This window comes from Pantoea alfalfae, from assembly GCF_019880205.1.
In the GTDB taxonomy this organism is placed as follows: Bacteria; Pseudomonadota; Gammaproteobacteria; order Enterobacterales; family Enterobacteriaceae; genus Pantoea; species Pantoea alfalfae.
In genome coordinates this window covers 3,344,574-3,362,985 of sequence record NZ_CP082292.1, presented here as the reverse complement: position 1 = coordinate 3,362,985, position 18,412 = coordinate 3,344,574, and the positions used below count along the sequence as shown (strand labels likewise).

16 protein-coding genes are annotated in these 18,412 nt (G+C 54.9%); 14 read left to right on the top strand and 2 right to left on the bottom strand.

Annotated elements, in window-relative coordinates; translation table 11 throughout:
* Nucleotides 1-25: 25 nt before the first annotated feature.
* The 3 genes from tal to K6R05_RS15825 all read left to right on the top strand — a co-directional run bounded on the left by tal (nucleotide 26) and on the right by K6R05_RS15825 (nucleotide 3,106).
* Nucleotides 26-979, top strand: a complete 954-nt coding sequence (gene tal / locus K6R05_RS15835) for a transaldolase (protein WP_013356716.1) — start codon at nucleotides 26-28, stop codon at nucleotides 977-979.
* Between the two features lie 125 nt (nucleotides 980-1,104).
* Complete coding sequence (gene mog, locus K6R05_RS15830) at nucleotides 1,105-1,692, top strand: molybdopterin adenylyltransferase (RefSeq protein ID WP_161731695.1); 588 nt, start codon at nucleotides 1,105-1,107, stop codon at nucleotides 1,690-1,692.
* 106 nt (nucleotides 1,693-1,798) lie between these two features.
* Complete coding sequence (locus K6R05_RS15825; protein WP_222924587.1) at nucleotides 1,799-3,106, top strand: MFS transporter; 1,308 nt, start codon at nucleotides 1,799-1,801, stop codon at nucleotides 3,104-3,106.
* 51 nt (nucleotides 3,107-3,157) lie between these two features.
* On the opposite strand, the gene satP is transcribed toward K6R05_RS15825, so the two are convergent.
* On the bottom strand, nucleotides 3,158-3,727 hold the full coding sequence (gene satP, locus K6R05_RS15820; protein ID WP_222924582.1) for an acetate uptake transporter: 570 nt from the start codon (nucleotides 3,725-3,727) through the stop codon (nucleotides 3,158-3,160).
* A gap of 303 nt (nucleotides 3,728-4,030) precedes the next feature.
* On the opposite strand from satP, the gene dnaK reads away from it, so the two are divergent.
* From dnaK to nhaR, 4 genes are all read left to right on the top strand, one after another.
* Nucleotides 4,031-5,941: a molecular chaperone DnaK gene (gene dnaK / locus K6R05_RS15815; protein ID WP_222924580.1), complete on the top strand. Its 1,911-nt coding sequence runs from the start codon at nucleotides 4,031-4,033 to the stop codon at nucleotides 5,939-5,941.
* A gap of 104 nt (nucleotides 5,942-6,045) precedes the next feature.
* The gene (gene dnaJ, locus K6R05_RS15810; RefSeq protein ID WP_135910149.1) at nucleotides 6,046-7,191 is read left to right on the top strand and encodes a molecular chaperone DnaJ; all 1,146 of its coding nucleotides are present in this window, start codon (nucleotides 6,046-6,048) and stop codon (nucleotides 7,189-7,191) included.
* A gap of 164 nt (nucleotides 7,192-7,355) precedes the next feature.
* On the top strand, nucleotides 7,356-8,528 hold the full coding sequence (gene nhaA, locus K6R05_RS15805) for a Na+/H+ antiporter NhaA (protein WP_161731689.1): 1,173 nt from the start codon (nucleotides 7,356-7,358) through the stop codon (nucleotides 8,526-8,528).
* 8 nt (nucleotides 8,529-8,536) lie between these two features.
* Nucleotides 8,537-9,445: a transcriptional activator NhaR gene (gene nhaR / locus K6R05_RS15800; protein ID WP_161731688.1), complete on the top strand. Its 909-nt coding sequence runs from the start codon at nucleotides 8,537-8,539 to the stop codon at nucleotides 9,443-9,445.
* A gap of 36 nt (nucleotides 9,446-9,481) precedes the next feature.
* Here nhaR and rpsT read toward each other — a convergent pair whose 3' ends face one another.
* Nucleotides 9,482-9,745 (bottom strand): 30S ribosomal protein S20, encoded by a 264-nt coding sequence (rpsT, locus tag K6R05_RS15795; RefSeq protein ID WP_008925553.1) that lies wholly within the window; start codon nucleotides 9,743-9,745, stop codon nucleotides 9,482-9,484.
* Nucleotides 9,746-10,051: 306 nt separating this feature from the next.
* Here rpsT and ribF point away from each other — a divergent pair, with 306 nt between their 5' ends.
* The 7 genes from ribF (at nucleotide 10,052) to carA (ending at nucleotide 18,398) form a co-directional block, all read left to right on the top strand.
* Nucleotides 10,052-10,981: a bifunctional riboflavin kinase/FAD synthetase gene (ribF, locus tag K6R05_RS15790; protein WP_013356724.1), complete on the top strand. Its 930-nt coding sequence runs from the start codon at nucleotides 10,052-10,054 to the stop codon at nucleotides 10,979-10,981.
* 29 nt (nucleotides 10,982-11,010) lie between these two features.
* A complete protein-coding gene (gene ileS, locus K6R05_RS15785) occupies nucleotides 11,011-13,827 on the top strand; it encodes an isoleucine--tRNA ligase (protein WP_222924578.1) in 2,817 nt (938 codons plus the stop codon).
* On the top strand, nucleotides 13,827-14,333 hold the full coding sequence (gene lspA, locus K6R05_RS15780; protein WP_003854827.1) for a signal peptidase II: 507 nt from the start codon (nucleotides 13,827-13,829) through the stop codon (nucleotides 14,331-14,333). Before ileS ends, lspA begins: the two co-directional genes overlap by 1 nt.
* A 3-nt stretch (nucleotides 14,334-14,336) precedes the next feature.
* Nucleotides 14,337-14,807, top strand: coding sequence for an FKBP-type peptidyl-prolyl cis-trans isomerase (gene fkpB, locus K6R05_RS15775; RefSeq protein ID WP_161731685.1), 471 nt, complete (start codon nucleotides 14,337-14,339; stop codon nucleotides 14,805-14,807).
* On the top strand, nucleotides 14,788-15,741 hold the full coding sequence (gene ispH / locus K6R05_RS15770) for a 4-hydroxy-3-methylbut-2-enyl diphosphate reductase (protein WP_003854823.1): 954 nt from the start codon (nucleotides 14,788-14,790) through the stop codon (nucleotides 15,739-15,741). The genes fkpB and ispH overlap by 20 nt, the downstream gene beginning before the upstream one ends.
* A gap of 223 nt (nucleotides 15,742-15,964) precedes the next feature.
* Nucleotides 15,965-16,780: a 4-hydroxy-tetrahydrodipicolinate reductase gene (gene dapB / locus K6R05_RS15765; RefSeq protein ID WP_161731682.1), complete on the top strand. Its 816-nt coding sequence runs from the start codon at nucleotides 15,965-15,967 to the stop codon at nucleotides 16,778-16,780.
* A gap of 469 nt (nucleotides 16,781-17,249) precedes the next feature.
* Entirely contained in the window at nucleotides 17,250-18,398 is a 1,149-nt protein-coding gene (gene carA, locus K6R05_RS15760; RefSeq protein ID WP_161731680.1) for a glutamine-hydrolyzing carbamoyl-phosphate synthase small subunit, read from the top strand.
* The last annotated feature ends 14 nt before the right edge of the window (nucleotides 18,399-18,412 follow it).

The following is an 18,412-nucleotide window of genomic DNA, read 5'->3' as shown; positions in this document are numbered from 1 at the left end:
TGACAGTTAACTAAGAGAAAAGAACATGACGGACAAACTTACCTCCCTGCGTCAGCTCACCACCGTCGTCGCCGACACCGGTGATATTGCAGCCATGAAGCTGTATCAGCCGCAGGACGCTACCACCAACCCTTCTCTGATTCTTAACGCCGCACAAATTCCTGAATACCGTAAACTGATCGATGAAGCGATCGGCTGGGCGCGTGAGCAGAGCAGCAACAAAGAAGAGCAACTGCAGCTGGTTTCTGACAAGCTGGCCGTAAACATTGGTCTGGAAATCCTGAAGCTGATCCCAGGCCGTATCTCGACTGAAGTCGATGCGCGTCTCTCTTACGACACGGAAGGCAGCATCGCTAAAGCCCGCAGCCTGATCAAACTCTACAATGATGCCGGTATCAGCAATGACCGCATCCTGATCAAACTGGCCTCTACCTGGCAGGGCATCCGTGCTGCAGAGCAGCTGGAAAAAGAGGGTATCAACTGTAACCTGACCCTGCTGTTCTCCTTTGCTCAGGCGCGTGCCTGTGCTGAAGCGGGCGTGTTCCTGATCTCTCCGTTTGTTGGCCGTATCCTCGACTGGTACAAAGCCAACACCGACAAGAAAGAGTATGCCGCGCACGAAGATCCAGGCGTGGTTTCAGTCTCTGAAATCTACAACTACTACAAGCAGCATGGCTATGAAACCGTGGTGATGGGTGCGAGCTTCCGTAACGTTGGCGAAATCATCGAGCTGGCCGGCTGTGACCGTCTGACCATTTCACCTGCGCTGCTGAAAGAGCTGGCAGAGAGCGAAGGCACCCTGGAGCGTAAACTGAGCTACAGCGGCGAAGTGAAAGCGCGTCCGGCCCGCATGACCGAGTCTGAGTTCCTGTGGCAGCACAACCAGGATCCCATGGCGGTAGCTAAGCTGGCAGAAGGTATCCGCAACTTTGCCGTTGATCAGGGCAAACTTGAGAAAATGCTGGCAGAACTGCTGTAATCTGCTGACCGTGGCGGCGCAGGCTGCCACGGTTTTCTCTTTTCCGACCCTTTCACTTTATATTATCCTTTCTGCTATTCCCCTTTTACTCCACCGCACCGCGGTAAATCACAGCGAAGCTCATCATGAATACATTACGCATTGGCCTGATCTCGGTCTCCGATCGCGCCGCGAACGGCATCTATCAGGATCAGGGGATTCCCGCACTGGAGAGCTGGCTTGGCAGCGCAATCAGCAGTCCGTTTGAGATTGAGTCCCGACTGGTACCGGACGAGCAGCCGATGATTGAGCACGCAATTTGCGAACTGGTCGATGAACGTTTTTGCCATCTGGTGTTAACCACTGGCGGCACCGGTCCGGCCCGACGCGATGTCACGCCCGACGCCACCTTAGCCGTTGCCGATCGGGAAATGCCTGGCTTTGGTGAGCAGATGCGTCAGATAAGCCTGCAGTTTGTGCCAACCGCGATTCTGTCGCGTCAGGTCGGGGTGATCCGCAAACAGTCGCTTATCCTCAATCTGCCGGGTCAGCCGAAGTCGATCAAAGAGACGCTGGAAGGGCTGAAGGATGAGCAGGGCAACGTAAAAGTGCACGGCATCTTTGCTTCTGTACCTTATTGTTTACAGCTTCTGGAAGGGCCTTACGTCGAGACGCATTCTGAGGTAGTAGCAGCATTTCGCCCTAAAAGCGCGATACGTGAGATAAATAACTAAATATTGCGCATTTCAGGCATAAGCTATAGCCCTGCTGGTGTGGCAAAAGATTGACGATATAGTAAGAGTATCTTTACAACCTTGTCTCTTTTGCCTCTGGACTATTATGAATCCGACTTACACGCAGCGTCTGACCGGTAAGGATTACAAAACTCTGGCGCTGGCCGCGCTGGGCGGCGCGCTGGAATTTTACGACTTCATCATCTTTGTCTTCTTCGCCACCGTAATTGGCGAACTCTTTTTCCCTTCAGATATTCCGGAATGGCTGCGTCAGCTGCAGACGTTTGCCATTTTTGCCGCAGGCTATCTGGCACGCCCGCTGGGCGGCATCGTGATGGCGCATTTTGGCGACAAGCTCGGACGCAAAAAGATGTTCAGCCTGAGTATTCTGCTGATGGCGCTGCCAACCCTGATGATGGGCGCTCTGCCTACCTGGCAGACGATTGGCATTGCTGCGCCACTGCTGATGCTGTTGATGCGGATGCTGCAGGGCGCAGCGATTGGCGGCGAAGTGCCGGGTGCGTGGGTGTTTGTCGCTGAGCACGTGCCTTACAAACGTATCGGCATCGCCTGTGGCACGCTGACGGCCGGGCTGACCATCGGCATTTTACTGGGGTCGCTGGTGGCGACGCTGATTAATACCTCGATGTCGCAGCAGGCGATTCATGACGGCGGCTGGCGTATTCCGTTCTTCCTCGGTGGCGTGTTTGGTCTTATCGCAATGTACCTGCGGCGCTGGCTGCATGAGACGCCGGTCTTTGTTGAGATGCAGCAGCGTAAAGCGCTGGCTGAAACCCTGCCGCTGAAGACCGTGCTGGCGGAGCATAAAAAGTCGGTTGTGATTTCCATGCTGCTGACCTGGCTGCTCTCCGCCTGCATCGTGGTCGTGATCCTGATGTCGCCGGTCTGGCTGCAGAAGCAGCTGGGCATCGCGCCCGCGCTGACCCTGCAGGCCAACAGTATCGCCACCGTGATGCTCTGCATCGGCTGCATTATTGCCGGACTCGCTGTCGATCGCGTTGGTGCCAGTCGTACCTTATGTGTCGGCAGCCTGCTGCTGGCAATCTGTAGCTGGCAGTTCTATCACCTGACCGCTCTCTATCCGCAGCAGCTGTTCCTGCTCTATGGCGTGGCGGGCCTGAGCGTCGGTATTGTCGGCGTCGTGCCCTTTGTGATGGTGCGCGCCTTCCCGGCAGAGGTGCGTTTTACCGGCCTCTCGTTTTCCTACAACCTCTCCTACGCGATCTTCGGCGGGCTGACACCCATCTTTGTGTCGCTGCTGATGAACGTCTCAGTGATGGCACCCTGCTGGTATGTGATGGCGCTGGCGCTGGTGGGATTGTTGACGGGGATCTGGCTGCGGCGTGATGTCAGCCACGAGCCTGGCCTGCAGCAGGGAATAAACTCTTTGTAATGCGGGGACGCGGAGACAGGCTCCGCGTCTTTTTCAGGCGTAAAGGCAGGCTTAAAGCGATTTCGCGCCAATCGGCAGAAGAGTGCGGCCAAAGGTGTCGTTCAGCACTTCACCCATTGCCAGATAGCAGGCGCTGGCACCACAAAGTATGCCGACCCAGCCCGCAGACACCTCCAGCGAAGGCAGGTGCATAAGGTGAGCCACGGCCAGCAGCAGAAACAGCAGCGTGAGCGAGCCAAAGACAAACTGCAGCATCCGCGCACCTTTCAGCGTGCTGATAAACATAAACAGCGTGAAGATGCCCCACAGTGCCAGCCAGGCACCCAGGAAGCGTTCATCAGGCGCTTTCGCCAGACCCATCTGCGGTAACAGCAGAATCGCCACAAAGCTTAACCAGAACATGCCGTAAGAGGTAAAGGCTGTCAGCCCAAAAGTGTTGTTCTTTTTAAATTCCAGCAGACCGGCCAGCACCTGCGCGATTCCGCCATAAAAAATCCCCATCGCTAAAATTGCCACGTCCATGTCAAACAGACCCGTGTTGTGCAGGTTCAGCAAAATGGTTGTCATGCCAAATCCCATTAAGCCCAGCGGGGCAGGATTAGCCAGCGTTGAATTTGCCATAGTTCCTCGGCAGTCAGTTGATCGTTAATGAAATAAAAGGACTTCAGCCTGCTCACAGAAAGGAGTAAGGCGACGCATCATATTCAGTGGGTTAACCGTGTTCTTTGATCCCGGCAGGGCCAGAGGTAGAAAAATTTTTTTGGTTTAGCCCTTGATGCGCATCGAAGCGGCCCCATTTACTTGTCATCGAGCGTTGTGAACGTTGGAAAAAAAGCATGTGCTGGCAGGTTGAATGCAAACAACCCGCCCACATAACAGGTTCACAACCCAAATTGGCAACGAATTTAAGTGGGAGATGTTTAGATGGGTAAGATTATTGGTATTGACCTGGGTACAACCAACTCTTGTGTTGCGATCATGGATGGCACTAAAGCACGCGTGCTGGAAAATGCCGAGGGCGATCGCACCACGCCTTCAATTATTGCGTATACACAGGATGGCGAAATTCTGGTCGGTCAACCGGCTAAACGTCAGGCAGTGACTAACCCGCAGAATACCCTGTTCGCAATCAAGCGTCTGATTGGTCGTCGTTTCCAGGACGAAGAAGTGCAGCGTGATATTAAAATCATGCCGTACAAAATCACCGGCGCTGACAACGGCGACGCCTGGCTGGAAGTGAAAGGCCAAAGAATGGCACCACCGCAGATCTCTGCTGAAGTGCTGAAGAAAATGAAAAAGACCGCCGAAGATTACCTCGGTGAGCCAGTGACCGAAGCGGTCATTACCGTACCGGCTTACTTCAACGATGCGCAGCGTCAGGCGACCAAAGATGCCGGCCGTATCGCGGGTCTGGAAGTCAAACGTATCATTAACGAACCGACAGCTGCTGCACTGGCATACGGTCTGGACAAAGGCCAGGGCAACCGCACCATCGCGGTTTATGACCTGGGTGGCGGTACCTTCGATATCTCAATCATCGAGATCGACGAAGTTGACGGCGAAAAAACCTTTGAAGTTCTGGCGACCAACGGTGACACCCACCTGGGTGGTGAAGACTTTGACAGCCGCCTGATTAACTATCTGGTTGCTGAATTCAAGAAAGACCAGGGCATCGATCTGCACAACGATCCACTGGCAATGCAGCGTCTGAAAGAAGCGGCAGAGAAAGCGAAAATCGAACTTTCTTCTGCACAGCAGACCGATGTTAACCTGCCATACATCACGGCAGATGCGACCGGTCCTAAGCACCTGAACATCAAAGTGACCCGCTCTAAACTGGAGTCACTGGTTGAAGATCTGGTTGTACGCTCAATCGCGCCACTGAAAGTTGCGCTGCAGGATGCGGGCCTGTCTGTATCAGACATCAACGACGTTATCCTGGTGGGTGGTCAGACCCGTATGCCACTGGTTCAGGCGAAAGTGACCGAATTCTTCGGTAAAGAGCCGCGTAAAGACGTGAACCCGGACGAAGCCGTTGCCGTTGGTGCTGCGGTTCAGGGTGGTGTACTGGGTGGCGACGTGAAAGACGTGCTGCTGCTGGACGTTACCCCGCTGTCACTGGGTATCGAAACCATGGGTGGCGTGATGACTTCGCTGATCAGCAAGAACACCACCATCCCAACCAAGCACAGCCAGGTCTTCTCGACGGCTGAAGATAACCAGTCAGCCGTGACCATTCATGTGCTGCAGGGTGAGCGTAAGCGCGCCAATGACAACAAGTCACTGGGCCAGTTCAACCTCGACGGTATTCAGAATGCGCCACGCGGTATGCCGCAGATCGAAGTGACCTTCGACATCGATGCGGATGGTATCCTGCACGTGTCGGCGAAGGATAAGAACAGCGGTAAAGAGCAGAAGATCACCATCAAAGCCTCTTCAGGTCTGAGCGATGAAGAGATCCAGAAAATGGTGCGTGATGCAGAAGCGAACGCTGAATCTGACCGTAAGTTCGAAGAGCTGGTTCAGACGCGTAACCAGGGTGACCAGATTGCCCACAGCACACGTAAGCAGCTGGATGAAGCAGGCGACAAACTGTCAGCTGATGACAAAGCGCCAATTGAAGCCGCACTGGCCGCGCTGGAAACTGCGCTGAAAGGCGAAGACAAAGCGGAAATCGACGCCAAAATGCAGGCGCTGATGGAAGTGTCCGGCAAACTGATGGAAGCAGCACAGCAGTCTCAGGCGGGTGCAGCGGATGCCGGTGACGCGTCAGCGAAGAAAGATGATGACGTTGTCGATGCTGAATTCGAAGAAGTGAAAGACAACAAGAAATAATTGCCCCTGACCGGGCGCGACGGTTGGCCTGACAGCCGTTGAAACCAGCACGGGCGTAGGAGATCTCTCCACGCCCGTGCGATCATGTTAAGGGCTAAAAAAACATGGCGAAGAGTGATTACTACGAGATTTTAGGCGTCGCCAAATCCGCGGACGAGCGTGAAATCAAAAAGGCTTACAAACGCCTGGCAATGAAATTTCACCCGGACCGCAATCCCGGTGACAAAGAGGCCGAAGCTAAATTCAAAGAGGTCAAGGAAGCGTACGAAATCCTGACCGATGCGCAGAAGCGTGCGGCCTACGATCAGTATGGTCATGCAGCCTTTGAACAGGGCGGTATGGGTGGCGGTGGATTCGGCGGCGGCGGCTTTGGTGGCGGCGGTGCAGACTTCAGCGATATCTTTGGCGACGTATTCGGTGACATCTTTGGTGGTGGACGCCGTCAGCGCGCCTCACGTGGCGCCGATTTACGCTACAACATGGAGCTGTCGCTGGAAGAAGCGGTACGCGGCGTGACCAAAGAGATCCGCATTCCAACCCTGGAAGAGTGTGATGTCTGCCACGGCAGCGGCGCGAAAGCGGGAACGCAGCCACAAACCTGTTCAACCTGTCATGGTGCAGGCCAGGTGCAGATGCGCCAGGGCTTCTTCACTGTCCAGCAGGCCTGTCCGACCTGTCATGGTCGCGGCTCGGTGATTAAAGATCCGTGCAACGCCTGTCATGGCCATGGCCGCGTTGAGAAGTCGAAGACGCTGTCAGTGAAAATCCCTGCTGGGGTTGACACCGGCGATCGTATTCGTCTGAGTGGCGAAGGCGAAGCGGGCGAGCAGGGCGCACCAGCCGGCGATCTCTACGTTCAGGTCTCGGTGAAGAAACACCCGATCTTCGAGCGTGAAGAGAACAATCTCTACTGCGAAGTGCCAATCAACTTTGCGATGGCGGCGCTGGGCGGCGAGATTGAAGTGCCGACACTGGATGGTCGCGTGAAGCTGAAAGTGCCGTCAGAAACGCAGACCGGCAAGCTGTTCCGCATGCGCGGACGTGGCGTCAAATCGGTACGTGGCGGCGCGGTCGGCGACCTGTTATGTCGCGTCGTGGTGGAAACACCGGTCAGCCTGAATGAGAAACAGAAAGCGCTGTTGCGTGAACTGGAAGAGAGTTTTGGCGGCCCGAGCGGCGAGCATAACAGCCCGCGCTCAAAGAGCTTCTTCGACGGCGTGAAAAAATTCTTTGATGACTTAACCCGTTAAGTTCATCCACGCTGAAAGCCAGCGCCTGCCGCTGGCTTTTTTTTACCTGCGATCAACGCTTCGTTATTTCCGAACAATCCCCGCTAAATAAACTGTTTTTTTCGAGCTGTTATTACCGTTACTCTTAGGGACTTTGATTGATCTCTGGATTAAGGACAACGCGTGTGAATATCAGATTAAAAAAAATAGTTGAAAGCGACGCTACCGGCGGTGTGGTGCTGATTATTGCGGCTGCGCTGGCGATGGTACTGGCCAATAGCGGAGCGACGCAGCAGGGCTATCGCGATTTGCTGGCCATTCCGGTGGAGTTTCGCTTTGGCAGTCTCGATATCAGCAAAGACCTGCTGCTGTGGATTAACGATGCGCTGATGGCGCTGTTCTTCCTGATGGTAGGACTTGAGGTCAAACGCGAACTGGTGATGGGCGCGCTGGCTAAACGTGAACAGGCGCTGTTCCCGCTGATTGCGGCGCTGGGTGGCATGATCGCCCCGGCGATCATTTTTCTGCTGTTTAACGGTGCCGATGCCGCCACCCGCAGCGGCTGGGCGATCCCGACCGCCACCGATATCGCCTTTGCGCTGGGCATCCTGGCGCTGCTGGGAAGCCGCGTGCCGCCTGCTCTGAAAATCTTCCTGATGGCGCTGGCGATCATCGACGATCTCGGGGCTATCGTGATTATCGCGCTGTTTTACACGCATCACCTTTCGATGGCCTCGCTGGGCGTTGCCGCCGCTGCCATTGCCGTGCTGGCGCTGATGAACCTGCTCAACGTGCGCAACACCGGTCTCTATCTGCTGGTGGGGCTGGTGCTATGGGTGGCGGTGCTGAAGTCGGGTGTTCATGCGACGCTGGCGGGTGTCGTGGTCGGCTTCCTGATTCCGCTGGCGAAGAAAGAGGGACACTCTCCGGCGATTCATCTTGAGCATGCGCTGCATCCCTGGGTGCGCTGGGTGATCCTGCCCCTGTTTGCCTTTGCTAATGCGGGTGTGTCGCTGACGGGTGTCTCGTTCGGTAGCCTCTTCTCGCTGCTGCCGCTGGGCATCATGGCCGGTCTGCTGATCGGTAAGCCACTGGGCATTACGCTGTTCTGCTGGCTGGCAGATAAAACCGGCATAGCCAGACTGCCGGAAAATACTCACATCAAAGATATTGCGGCGGTGGGGGTGCTGTGCGGTATTGGCTTCACCATGTCGATATTTATCGCCTCGCTGGCCTACGGCGACATCAGTGCTGAACTGATGACGCTGGCGAAGCTGGGGATTCTGTCAGGTTCGATTCTGTCGGCGGTGCTGGGCTATGTGATCCTTGGCTGGCGTCTTAAGCAGCGTGCGGCGTAGGGCATCCTATGGCGCACATTAATTACAATCATCTCTACTACTTCTGGCACGCCTGCCGTGCGGGATCGATTACGGCGGCGGCAGAGGCACTCTCCCTGACGCCACAGACCATTACCGGGCAGATTAAGGCACTGGAGGAGCGCCTGCAGGGCAAGCTGTTCCGGCGTCAGGGACGGGGTCTCGTACCGACGGAACTGGGACAGTTGGTGTTCCGCTACGCTGACCGCATGTTTATGCTGGGTCAGGAGATGCTGGATATCGTTAACTACCGCAAAGAGTCTCATCTGCTGCTGGATGTTGGCGTGGCAGATGCGCTCTCTAAGCAACTGGTCAGTAAGGTACTGGAGACCGCAGTGGTTGCAGAAGAGAAGATTCACCTGCGCTGTTTTGAGTCGACTCACGAAATGCTGCTGGAACAGCTCAGTCAGCATAAGCTGGATATGATTATCTCTGACTGCTCCATCGATCCCACCCAGCAGGAAGGGCTGTTTTCGGTGAAGCTGGGGGAGTGCCCGATCAGTTTCTGGTCCGCGCAGCCGATCACCGATCTCTCTTTTCCGGCTTGTCTTGAGACGCGCCCCCTGCTGATTCCGGGTCGCCGCTCGATGCTGGGGCGCAAAATCCTCAACTGGATCACAACCCAGGGGCTGCAGGTGGAGATTCTCGGTGAGTTTGATGATGCAGCTCTGATGAACGCATTTGGTGCGCGTCAGAAGGCGGTTTTTGTAGCAGCAGCGCTGGACAGGGATCAGCAGGAGGGGAGTTATGAAGTCGGCCGGCTCGATGCGGTGTCAGAGGAGTACCATATACTCTTCGCCGAGCGGATGATTCAGCATCCGGCGGTGCAGCGTCTCTGTCACGCTGACTTCAGCGGACTCTTTCCCCGTCAGAGTACAGACGAAAAAAAACCGGCGTAAGCCGGCTTTTTTAACAAAGCGATAAACAACGGGCGATTAAGCCAGTTTGTTGATCTGTGCAGTCAGGTTTGATTTATAACGTGCAGCTTTGTTTTTGTGGATCAGACCTTTAGCGGCCTGACGATCCACGAGTGGTTGCATTTCATTGAATGCGTTCTGCGCAGCAGCTTTGTCGCCTGAAGCGATCGCCGCGTATACTTTCTTAACGAAGGTACGCATCATTGAGCGGCGGCTAGCGTTATGCTTGCGGCGTTTCTCAGATGTTACGGCGCGTTTCTTAGCTGATTTGATATTAGCCAAGGTCCAACTCCCAAATGTGTTCTATAGAGACAAATCAAAGGCCGAGGACTATGCCCTTCTAACCTGATTTTGTCAATGGATTTGTGCAAATAAGCGTCGCTCTATGAGCAGCACTCGGTTACGTATTTGATGGCGCAAGATTCTACCAGCTTCCCCTCGCTGAATACAGTATTTCGCGACAAAATTCTTAACATGCGCATCTGCAACAGGAAATGCAGCACCTAAAGCATGAAAGGCGTGCTGACGGGTTAACCTGAGTCGCTTTCAAGGGTATAATCCGCCGATTTCCACCGGTTTGGGCCAGCCATGAAGTTTATCCGCGGTATTCATAATCTTAACGAGCAGCATCGCGGCTGCGTTCTGACCATTGGTAATTTCGATGGCGTGCACCGCGGGCATCAGGCGCTGATGTCCCGGCTGTGTGAAGAGGGGCGTAAGCGTAATCTGCCGGTCGTGGTCATGGTGTTTGAGCCACAGCCGCTGGAGCTGTTTGCCGGTGATAAAGCCCCGGCACGCCTGACGCGCCTGCGTGAAAAACTGCGCTATATGGCTGAAGCCGGCGTCGATAAAGTGCTGTGTGTGCGGTTCGACCGTCGCTTCGCAGCCCTGTCCGCCCAGCGTTTTATCAGTGACCTGCTGGTGGACAAGCTGGACGTAAAGTACCTCGCAGTAGGCGATGATTTCCGCTTCGGCGCTGGTCGCCAGGGGGATTTCCTGTTATTACAGAAAGCCGGTGCGGAGTATGGTTTTGAGGTCGTGAGCACCGAAACCTTCTGTGACGGCGGGAAGCGAATCAGCAGCACCGCTGTGCGTCAGGCGCTGGCCGCAGATGATTTAGCGCTGGCGCAGTCGCTGTTAGGTCATCCATTCACCATTTCCGGCCGCGTCGTGCACGGTGATGCACTGGGACGCACGCTGGGTTTCCCCACTGCGAACCTTCCTTTACGCCGCAGCGTCTCACCGGTGAAAGGGGTCTATGCGGTGGAGGTACAGGGTCTGACGCCTGAGCCACTGCCGGGTGTTGCCAATATCGGCACTCGCCCGACCGTAAAAGGTTTACGCCAGCAGCTTGAAGTTCACCTGCTCGACATCAATATGGATCTCTATGGTCGTCACATTGATGTGGTGCTGAAACAGAAAATACGAAACGAGCAGCGCTTTGCCTCACTGGAGGCGTTGAAAGAACAAATTGCGAACGATGTGGTAACGGCCCGGCAGTTCTTTGGGCTGCTTTAACCTGAGCGAAAAACGGAATCGAGAATCTGATGAGTGACTATAAATCTACCCTGAATTTGCCGGAAACGGGATTCCCGATGCGTGGCGATCTGGCCAAACGCGAACCGGGAATGTTGCAACGCTGGTATGCCGACAACCTGTACGGCATCATCCGCGAAGCCAAAAAAGGGAAAAAAACCTTTATCCTGCATGATGGCCCTCCGTATGCGAACGGCAGCATTCATATTGGTCACTCTGTTAACAAGATTCTGAAAGACATTATCGTTAAGTCGAAAGGCATGGCGGGTTATGACTCGCCATATGTGCCGGGCTGGGACTGTCACGGTCTGCCAATCGAACACAAAGTTGAGCAGATGATCGGCAAGCCAGGCGAGAAAGTCACCGCCGCCGAATTCCGTGCCGCGTGCCGCAAGTATGCTGCTGAACAGGTTGAAGGCCAGAAGGCCGACTTTATCCGTCTGGGCGTGCTGGGCGACTGGGATCGTCCTTACCTGACCATGGATTTCGGCACCGAAGCCAACATCATCCGTGCGCTGGGTAAAATCATCGGCAACGGCCACCTGCATAAAGGCGCGAAGCCAGTGCACTGGTGCCTGGATTGCCGTTCGGCCTTAGCAGAAGCCGAAGTGGAGTATTACGACAAAACGTCACCGTCAATTGATGTGATGTTCAACGCCATCGATGCCGACGCGGTGCGTCAGGCATTTGGCGTAGCACAGGTCAATGGCCCAATCTCACTGGTGATCTGGACAACGACGCCGTGGACATTACCGGCTAACCGCGCCATCTCTCTGCATCCTGAATTTGAGTACCAGTTGATCCAGATCGAGGGCCGTGCCCTGATCCTGGCGAAAGAGCTGGTTGAGAGCGTCATGAAGCGCGCCGGTGTCAGCGAATGGCAGATACTGGGCGAATGTCAGGGCGCTGCGCTGGAGCTGCAGAAATTCCAGCATCCGTTCCTGGCGCTGGCGTCGCTGGTGGTGCTGGGCGATCACGTGACGCTGGACGCGGGTACTGGTGCAGTTCACACCGCTCCAGGCCACGGTCCGGATGACTATGTCATCGGTCAGAAATATGGCATCGAAACGGCGAATCCGGTCGGACCGGATGGCACTTATCTGCCAGGCACATATCCGACGCTGGATGGGATTAACGTTTTTAAAGCCAACGACATGATCGTTGAGCTGCTGAAAGAGAAGGGCGCGCTGCTGCACGTTGAGAAACTGCTGCACAGCTACCCGCACTGCTGGCGCCATAAAACGCCGATCATCTTCCGCGCCACGCCGCAATGGTTCATCAGCATGGATCAGAAAGGACTGCGTGCGCAGTCGCTGAAAGAGATCAAAGGCGTACAGTGGATCCCGGACTGGGGCCAGGCGCGTATCGAATCGATGGTAGCGAACCGTCCTGACTGGTGTATCTCCCGTCAGCGTACGTGGGGCGTCCCAATGGCGCTGTTCGTTCATAAAGAGAGCGAAGAGCTGCACCCGGACACGCTGGCGCTGATGGAGAAAGTGGCGCAGCGCGTTGAGCAGGATGGGATTCAGGCCTGGTGGGATCTCGACCCGCGCGAACTGATGGGCGACGATGCCGATCATTACGTTAAAGTGCCGGATACGCTGGATGTCTGGTTTGACTCCGGTTCTACCAGCTACTCCGTGGTGGATGCGCGTCCTGAATTTGGCGGACATGCGCCTGATCTCTATCTGGAAGGCTCCGATCAGCATCGCGGCTGGTTTATGTCCTCGCTGATGATCTCCACGGCGATGAAGGGCAAAGCGCCTTATCGTCAGGTACTGACGCACGGTTTCACCGTGGATGGTCAGGGCCGCAAGATGTCGAAGTCGATCGGCAACACCGTTGCACCGCAGGATGTGATGAACAAACTGGGCGCCGATATTCTGCGTCTGTGGGTGGCCTCAACCGACTACTCCGGTGAAATGGCGGTCTCCGATGAGATCCTCAAGCGCTCTGCCGATGCCTATCGTCGTATCCGTAACACCGCGCGTTTCCTGCTGGCTAACCTCAGCGGCTTCAACCCGGCCACCGATCTGGTGAAACCTGAAGAGATGGTGGTGGTGGATCGCTGGGCAGTGGGTCGCGCACAGGCGGCACAGGCCGATATCGTTGCCTCTTACGAGAACTACGATTTCCACGAAGTGATCCAGCGTCTGATGCAGTTCTGCTCAATTGAGATGGGCAGCTTCTATCTCGACATCATCAAGGATCGTCAGTACACCGCGAAAGGCGATGGCCTGGCGCGTCGCAGCTGTCAGACCGCGCTGTGGCATATCGTCGAAGCGCTGGTACGCTGGATGGCACCGATCATGTCCTTTACAGCGGATGAGATCTGGGGCTACCTGCCAGGCGAACGTGCACAGTATGTCTTCACCGAAGAGTGGTATCAGGATCTGTTTGGCCTGGCAGAAGATGAAGCGCTGAATGACGCCTACTGGGCTGAGCTGCTGAAAGTGCGTGGCGAAGTGAACAAGGTGATCGAGCAGGCGCGTGCGGATAAACGTATCGGTGGCGCACTGGAAGCGACGGTGACGCTCTATGCCGATCCGGAACTGGCTGCTAAGCTGCAGGCGCTGGGCAATGAGCTGCGTTTTGTGCTGCTGACCTCTGGCGCACAGGTAGCGGATTACGCACTGGCGAATGACGAAGCGCAGCAGAGTGAGCTGCTGAAAGGTCTGAAAATCGCGCTGCACAAGGCGGAAGGCGAGAAATGTCAGCGCTGCTGGCATTACACTACCGACGTCGGACAGAATCCTGAGCATGCTGAGGTCTGTGGTCGTTGTTACACTAACGTAGCCGGTGACGGCGAACAGCGTGAATTTGCCTGATGCGTAAACCTATTTTATCAACCGGATTGCGCTGGCTGTGGCTGGTGCTGGTGGTGATTGTTGTCGACTTCGCCAGTAAGCAGTGGGTGATGAACAACATGATGCTGCATGAAACCCAGCCGCTGATGCCTTATCTGAATCTGTTCTACGCGCACAACTATGGCGCGGCGTTCAGTTTCCTGGCGGACAAAGGCGGCTGGCAGCGCTGGTTCTTTGCCGGTATTGCGCTGGCTATCGTGATCTCGCTGGTGGTGATGATGTACCGCAATCACGCCAGCCAGAAGATGGCTAACATCGCCTATGCTCTGATCATCGGCGGCGCGATAGGCAATTTGTTCGATCGCTCATACCATGGCTTTGTGGTCGATTTTATCGATTTCTATGTCGGTAACTGGCACTTCGCTACATTTAATATCGCTGACTGCGGCATCTGTATCGGTGCGGCATTGGTGGTGCTGGAGGGCTTTTTCAGCCCGAACGGCAAACAGGCTAAACAGAAAGGGTAAGTGATGACTGAGTGCGTACAGCGCGAAAGCGCGGTGTTGGTGCATTTTACGCTGAAGCTGGAAGATGGCTCGACGGCGGAATCGACCCGTGCAAACGGCAAGCCCGCGCTGTTCCGTCTCGGTGATGGCAGCCTCTCTGCAGCACTTGAGCAGGCACTGCTGGGGCTGAAAGCGGGTGAAACTAAACAGTTTACCCTGGAACCGGACGACGCCTTTGGCGGCGTCAGCCCTGACCTGATCCAGTATTTCTCGCGTCGGGACTTTATCGATGCGGGTGAGCCGGAAGTGGGAGCCATCATGCTGTTCAGCGGCATGGGCGGCAGTGAAATGCCTGGCGTGATCCGTGAAATCTCCGGTGACTCTATCACTGTGGATTTCAACCATCCGCTGGCAGGTCGTCGTATTCAGTTTGATGTAGAGGTGCTGGAAATCGATCCCGCACTGGAGGCCAACGATGCAAATCCTGTTAGCTAATCCGCGCGGCTTCTGCGCTGGCGTTGATCGTGCCATCAGTATTGTTGAGCGCGCGCTGGAGATGTATGGCGCGCCCATCTACGTCCGTCACGAAGTGGTGCATAACCGTTATGTGGTAAACAGCCTGCGTGAGCGCGGTGCCATCTTCATTGAAGAGATCAGTGAAGTGCCGGATAACGCGATTCTGATCTTCTCCGCGCACGGTGTTTCTCAGGCAGTGCGTGCCGAAGCTAAAGCGCGCAATCTGACTATGCTGTTCGACGCCACCTGTCCGCTGGTGACCAAGGTGCATATGGAAGTGGCACGCGCCAGCCGTAAAGGCGTTGAGGCAATACTGATTGGTCATGCGGGGCATCCGGAAGTCGAAGGCACCATGGGGCAGTACAACAACCCTAATGGCGGCATGTATCTGGTGGAGTCACCGGAAGATGTCTTCAGACTGACCGTCAAAGACGAAAACAATCTGAGCTTCATGACGCAGACCACGCTGTCGGTGGATGACACCTCTGACATCATTGATGCTTTGCGCCAGCGCTTCCCGGCGATTATCGGGCCGCGTAAAGATGATATCTGCTACGCCACCACCAACCGTCAGGAAGCCGTTCGTACGCTGGCGAAAGATGCGGAAGTGGTGCTGGTGGTAGGGTCGAAGAACTCCTCGAACTCCAACCGCCTGGCCGAACTGGCACAGCGTGCCGGTAAGCTGGCGAAGCTGATCGACTCTGCGGATGATATTCAGGAAGAGTGGGTAAAAGGCGTAGCCTGTATTGGTGTAACCGCGGGTGCCTCAGCCCCCGATATTCTGGTGCAGCAGGTGATCCAGCGACTGCGTGAGCTGGGTGGCGAAGCGGCGATTGAGCTGATTGGTCGTGAAGAGAATATCGTCTTCGAAGTGCCAAAAGAGCTACGTGTCGACGTACGCAACGTGCAGTAGCGTTCTGATTTACCTGCTAAAAAGGCCGACTCTGTTCGGCCTTTTTTGTTTTTTTGGTCAGACAGAAAAGACTGTTGTTTGCGGGCGTAATTGCTTTTACTGATAATCACAGGCGGCTGGCATAAAATTCTTATTATCACGGATTAATAGTGGCGTGACTGTTAACTCGTCGTTAACCTGATGACGCTTTGTATGCATAGATTTGCTTTAGGAATGAATAAATATGAACACTATCCGGATTGCTATTGTGGGCGCGCCGGGCCGAATGGGCCGTAATCTGATTCAGGCGACACAGCAGGCAGAGGGCGTAGAACTGGGTGCAGCACTGGTACGCCCGGGTTCATCGCTGACGGGCAGCGACGCTGGTGAATTAGCAGGCATCGGGAAGAATGGCATCCTCATCGCAGACGATTTACGCGCGGTGATTAACGACTTTGATGTGTTGATCGACTTCACCCGGCCGGAAGGCACGCTGGAGTATATGGCGATCTGCCGTGAGCAGGGTAAAGCGATGGTCATTGGCACCACCGGTTTTGATGAGGCAGGCAAAGCGGCCATTCGTGCGGCGGCGGAAGATATCGCCATCGTGTTCGCCGCTAACTTCAGTGTGGGGGTTAACCTGGTGCTGAAGCTGCTGGAGAAGGCCGCTAAAGTGATGGGCGAGTATGCGGACATTGAGATCGTTGAAGCGCACCACCGTCATAAAGTGGATGCGCCGTCTGGCACCGCGCTGGCGATGGGGGAGGCAATAGCCGACGCGATGCAGTGGAAACTGGATGAGCATGCAGTCTATACACGTGAAGGCCATACGGGTGAACGCCAGCCACAGACCATCGGTTTTGCGACGGTGCGCGCAGGTGACATCGTCGGTGAGCATACGGCGATGTTTGCAGATATTGGCGAGCGGGTAGAGATTACCCACAAGGCTTCGAGCCGTATGACCTTTGCAAATGGCGCAGTTAAGTCGGCTTTATGGTTGAAAGATAAGAAATCAGGGCTTTACGATATGCGCGATGTGCTGGATTTGTCGATGTTGTAAGTGTTGTGAACCATCGTGATGTGGTTATTTCAATCGTTAATAACTTGATTGAAAAGGGGCAATGATTTCATTGCCCTTAATTTTATCTAAAAACCAGGGTTAGGATGTAAAATTCTGCTCTGACGCTTATTTTTATCTATTTAATTCCTTTTATTACCCGGCTGGATGCTATTTTTGACCATTTGGTCAAAAATAAAGAGGCGGTTGCGCTAATTTAGTTTTTAGGCTGCCTGGCAAACGATTATTTAGCCGAGTTTTCCCCTCTTTTTGCCGCTCATGCCCGTTTTTTTCCTCATAAGGCAGATAAGTATGAAAAAATTCCACTGCAGGGTAGACAATGACCAGGGCGATCATTAGAATGCGCGCAATTTGCCAAAAATCGACAATTCAGGCGGTTTTTGCATTGATTCAGGCGGCTATTTTGAATTAATATGCAGATATATTGACTGTTTATTCCCTGGAGGATGTTTTGATCAAGTCAGCAATCCTGGTTCTGGAAGACGGAACCCAATTCCACGGTCGGGCCATAGGGGCAACAGGATCGGCAGTGGGAGAAGTCGTTTTCAACACTTCAATGACCGGTTATCAAGAAATCCTCACTGATCCTTCCTATTCCCGCCAAATCGTCACTCTCACTTATCCCCATATCGGTAATGTCGGTGCTAATGCCGCCGACGAAGAATCCAGCCAGATTCATGCGCAGGGCCTGGTTATTCGTGACCTGCCGCTGATTGCCAGCAACTTCCGTAGCGAAGAGGGCTTATCTGCTTACCTGCAGCGCAACAACATCGTGGCGATTGCCGATATTGATACCCGCAAGCTGACGCGCCTGCTGCGTGAGAAAGGGGCGCAGAACGGCTGCATCATTGCGGGCGATAATCCGGATGCTGCGCTGGCGCTGCAAAAAGCCCAGGCGTTTCCGGGACTGAAAGGAATGGATCTGGCGAAAGAGGTCTGCACTACGGAGACTTACAGCTGGCAGCAGGGCAGCTGGACGCTGGACGCGGGTCTGCCAGAGCAGGCTACTGCGGAGTCGCTGCCTTATCATGTAGTGGCTTACGATTACGGCGCTAAGCGCAACATCCTGCGCATGCTAGTCGATCGCGGCTGTCGTCTGACCGTGGTTCCGGCACAGACACCTGCCGAAGAGGTTCTGAAGCTGAGTCCTGACGGCATTTTCCTCTCCAACGGTCCCGGTGACCCGGAGCCGTGCGACTACGCGATCAGCGCGATTCAGTCCTTCCTGAAGACAGAGATTCCGGTGTTCGGTATCTGCCTGGGGCATCAGCTGCTGGCGCTGGCCAGCGGGGCTAAGACCGTGAAGATGAAGCTCGGTCACCACGGCGGCAACCATCCGGTGAAAGATCTCGAAAAAAACCGCGTGATGATTACCGCGCAGAACCACGGTTTTGCGGTCGATGAGAACAATCTGCCTGCGAACCTGCGTGTCACCCACATTTCGTTGTTCGATAAAACGGTGCAGGGCATTCATCGCACTGATAAGCCTGCATTCAGCTTCCAGGGACACCCGGAAGCCAGCCCGGGTCCGGGTGATGCCGCACCGCTGTTTGACCACTTTATTGAATTGATTGACGCATTCCGTCTGCAAGCGAAGTAATCAGGAGCTAATAC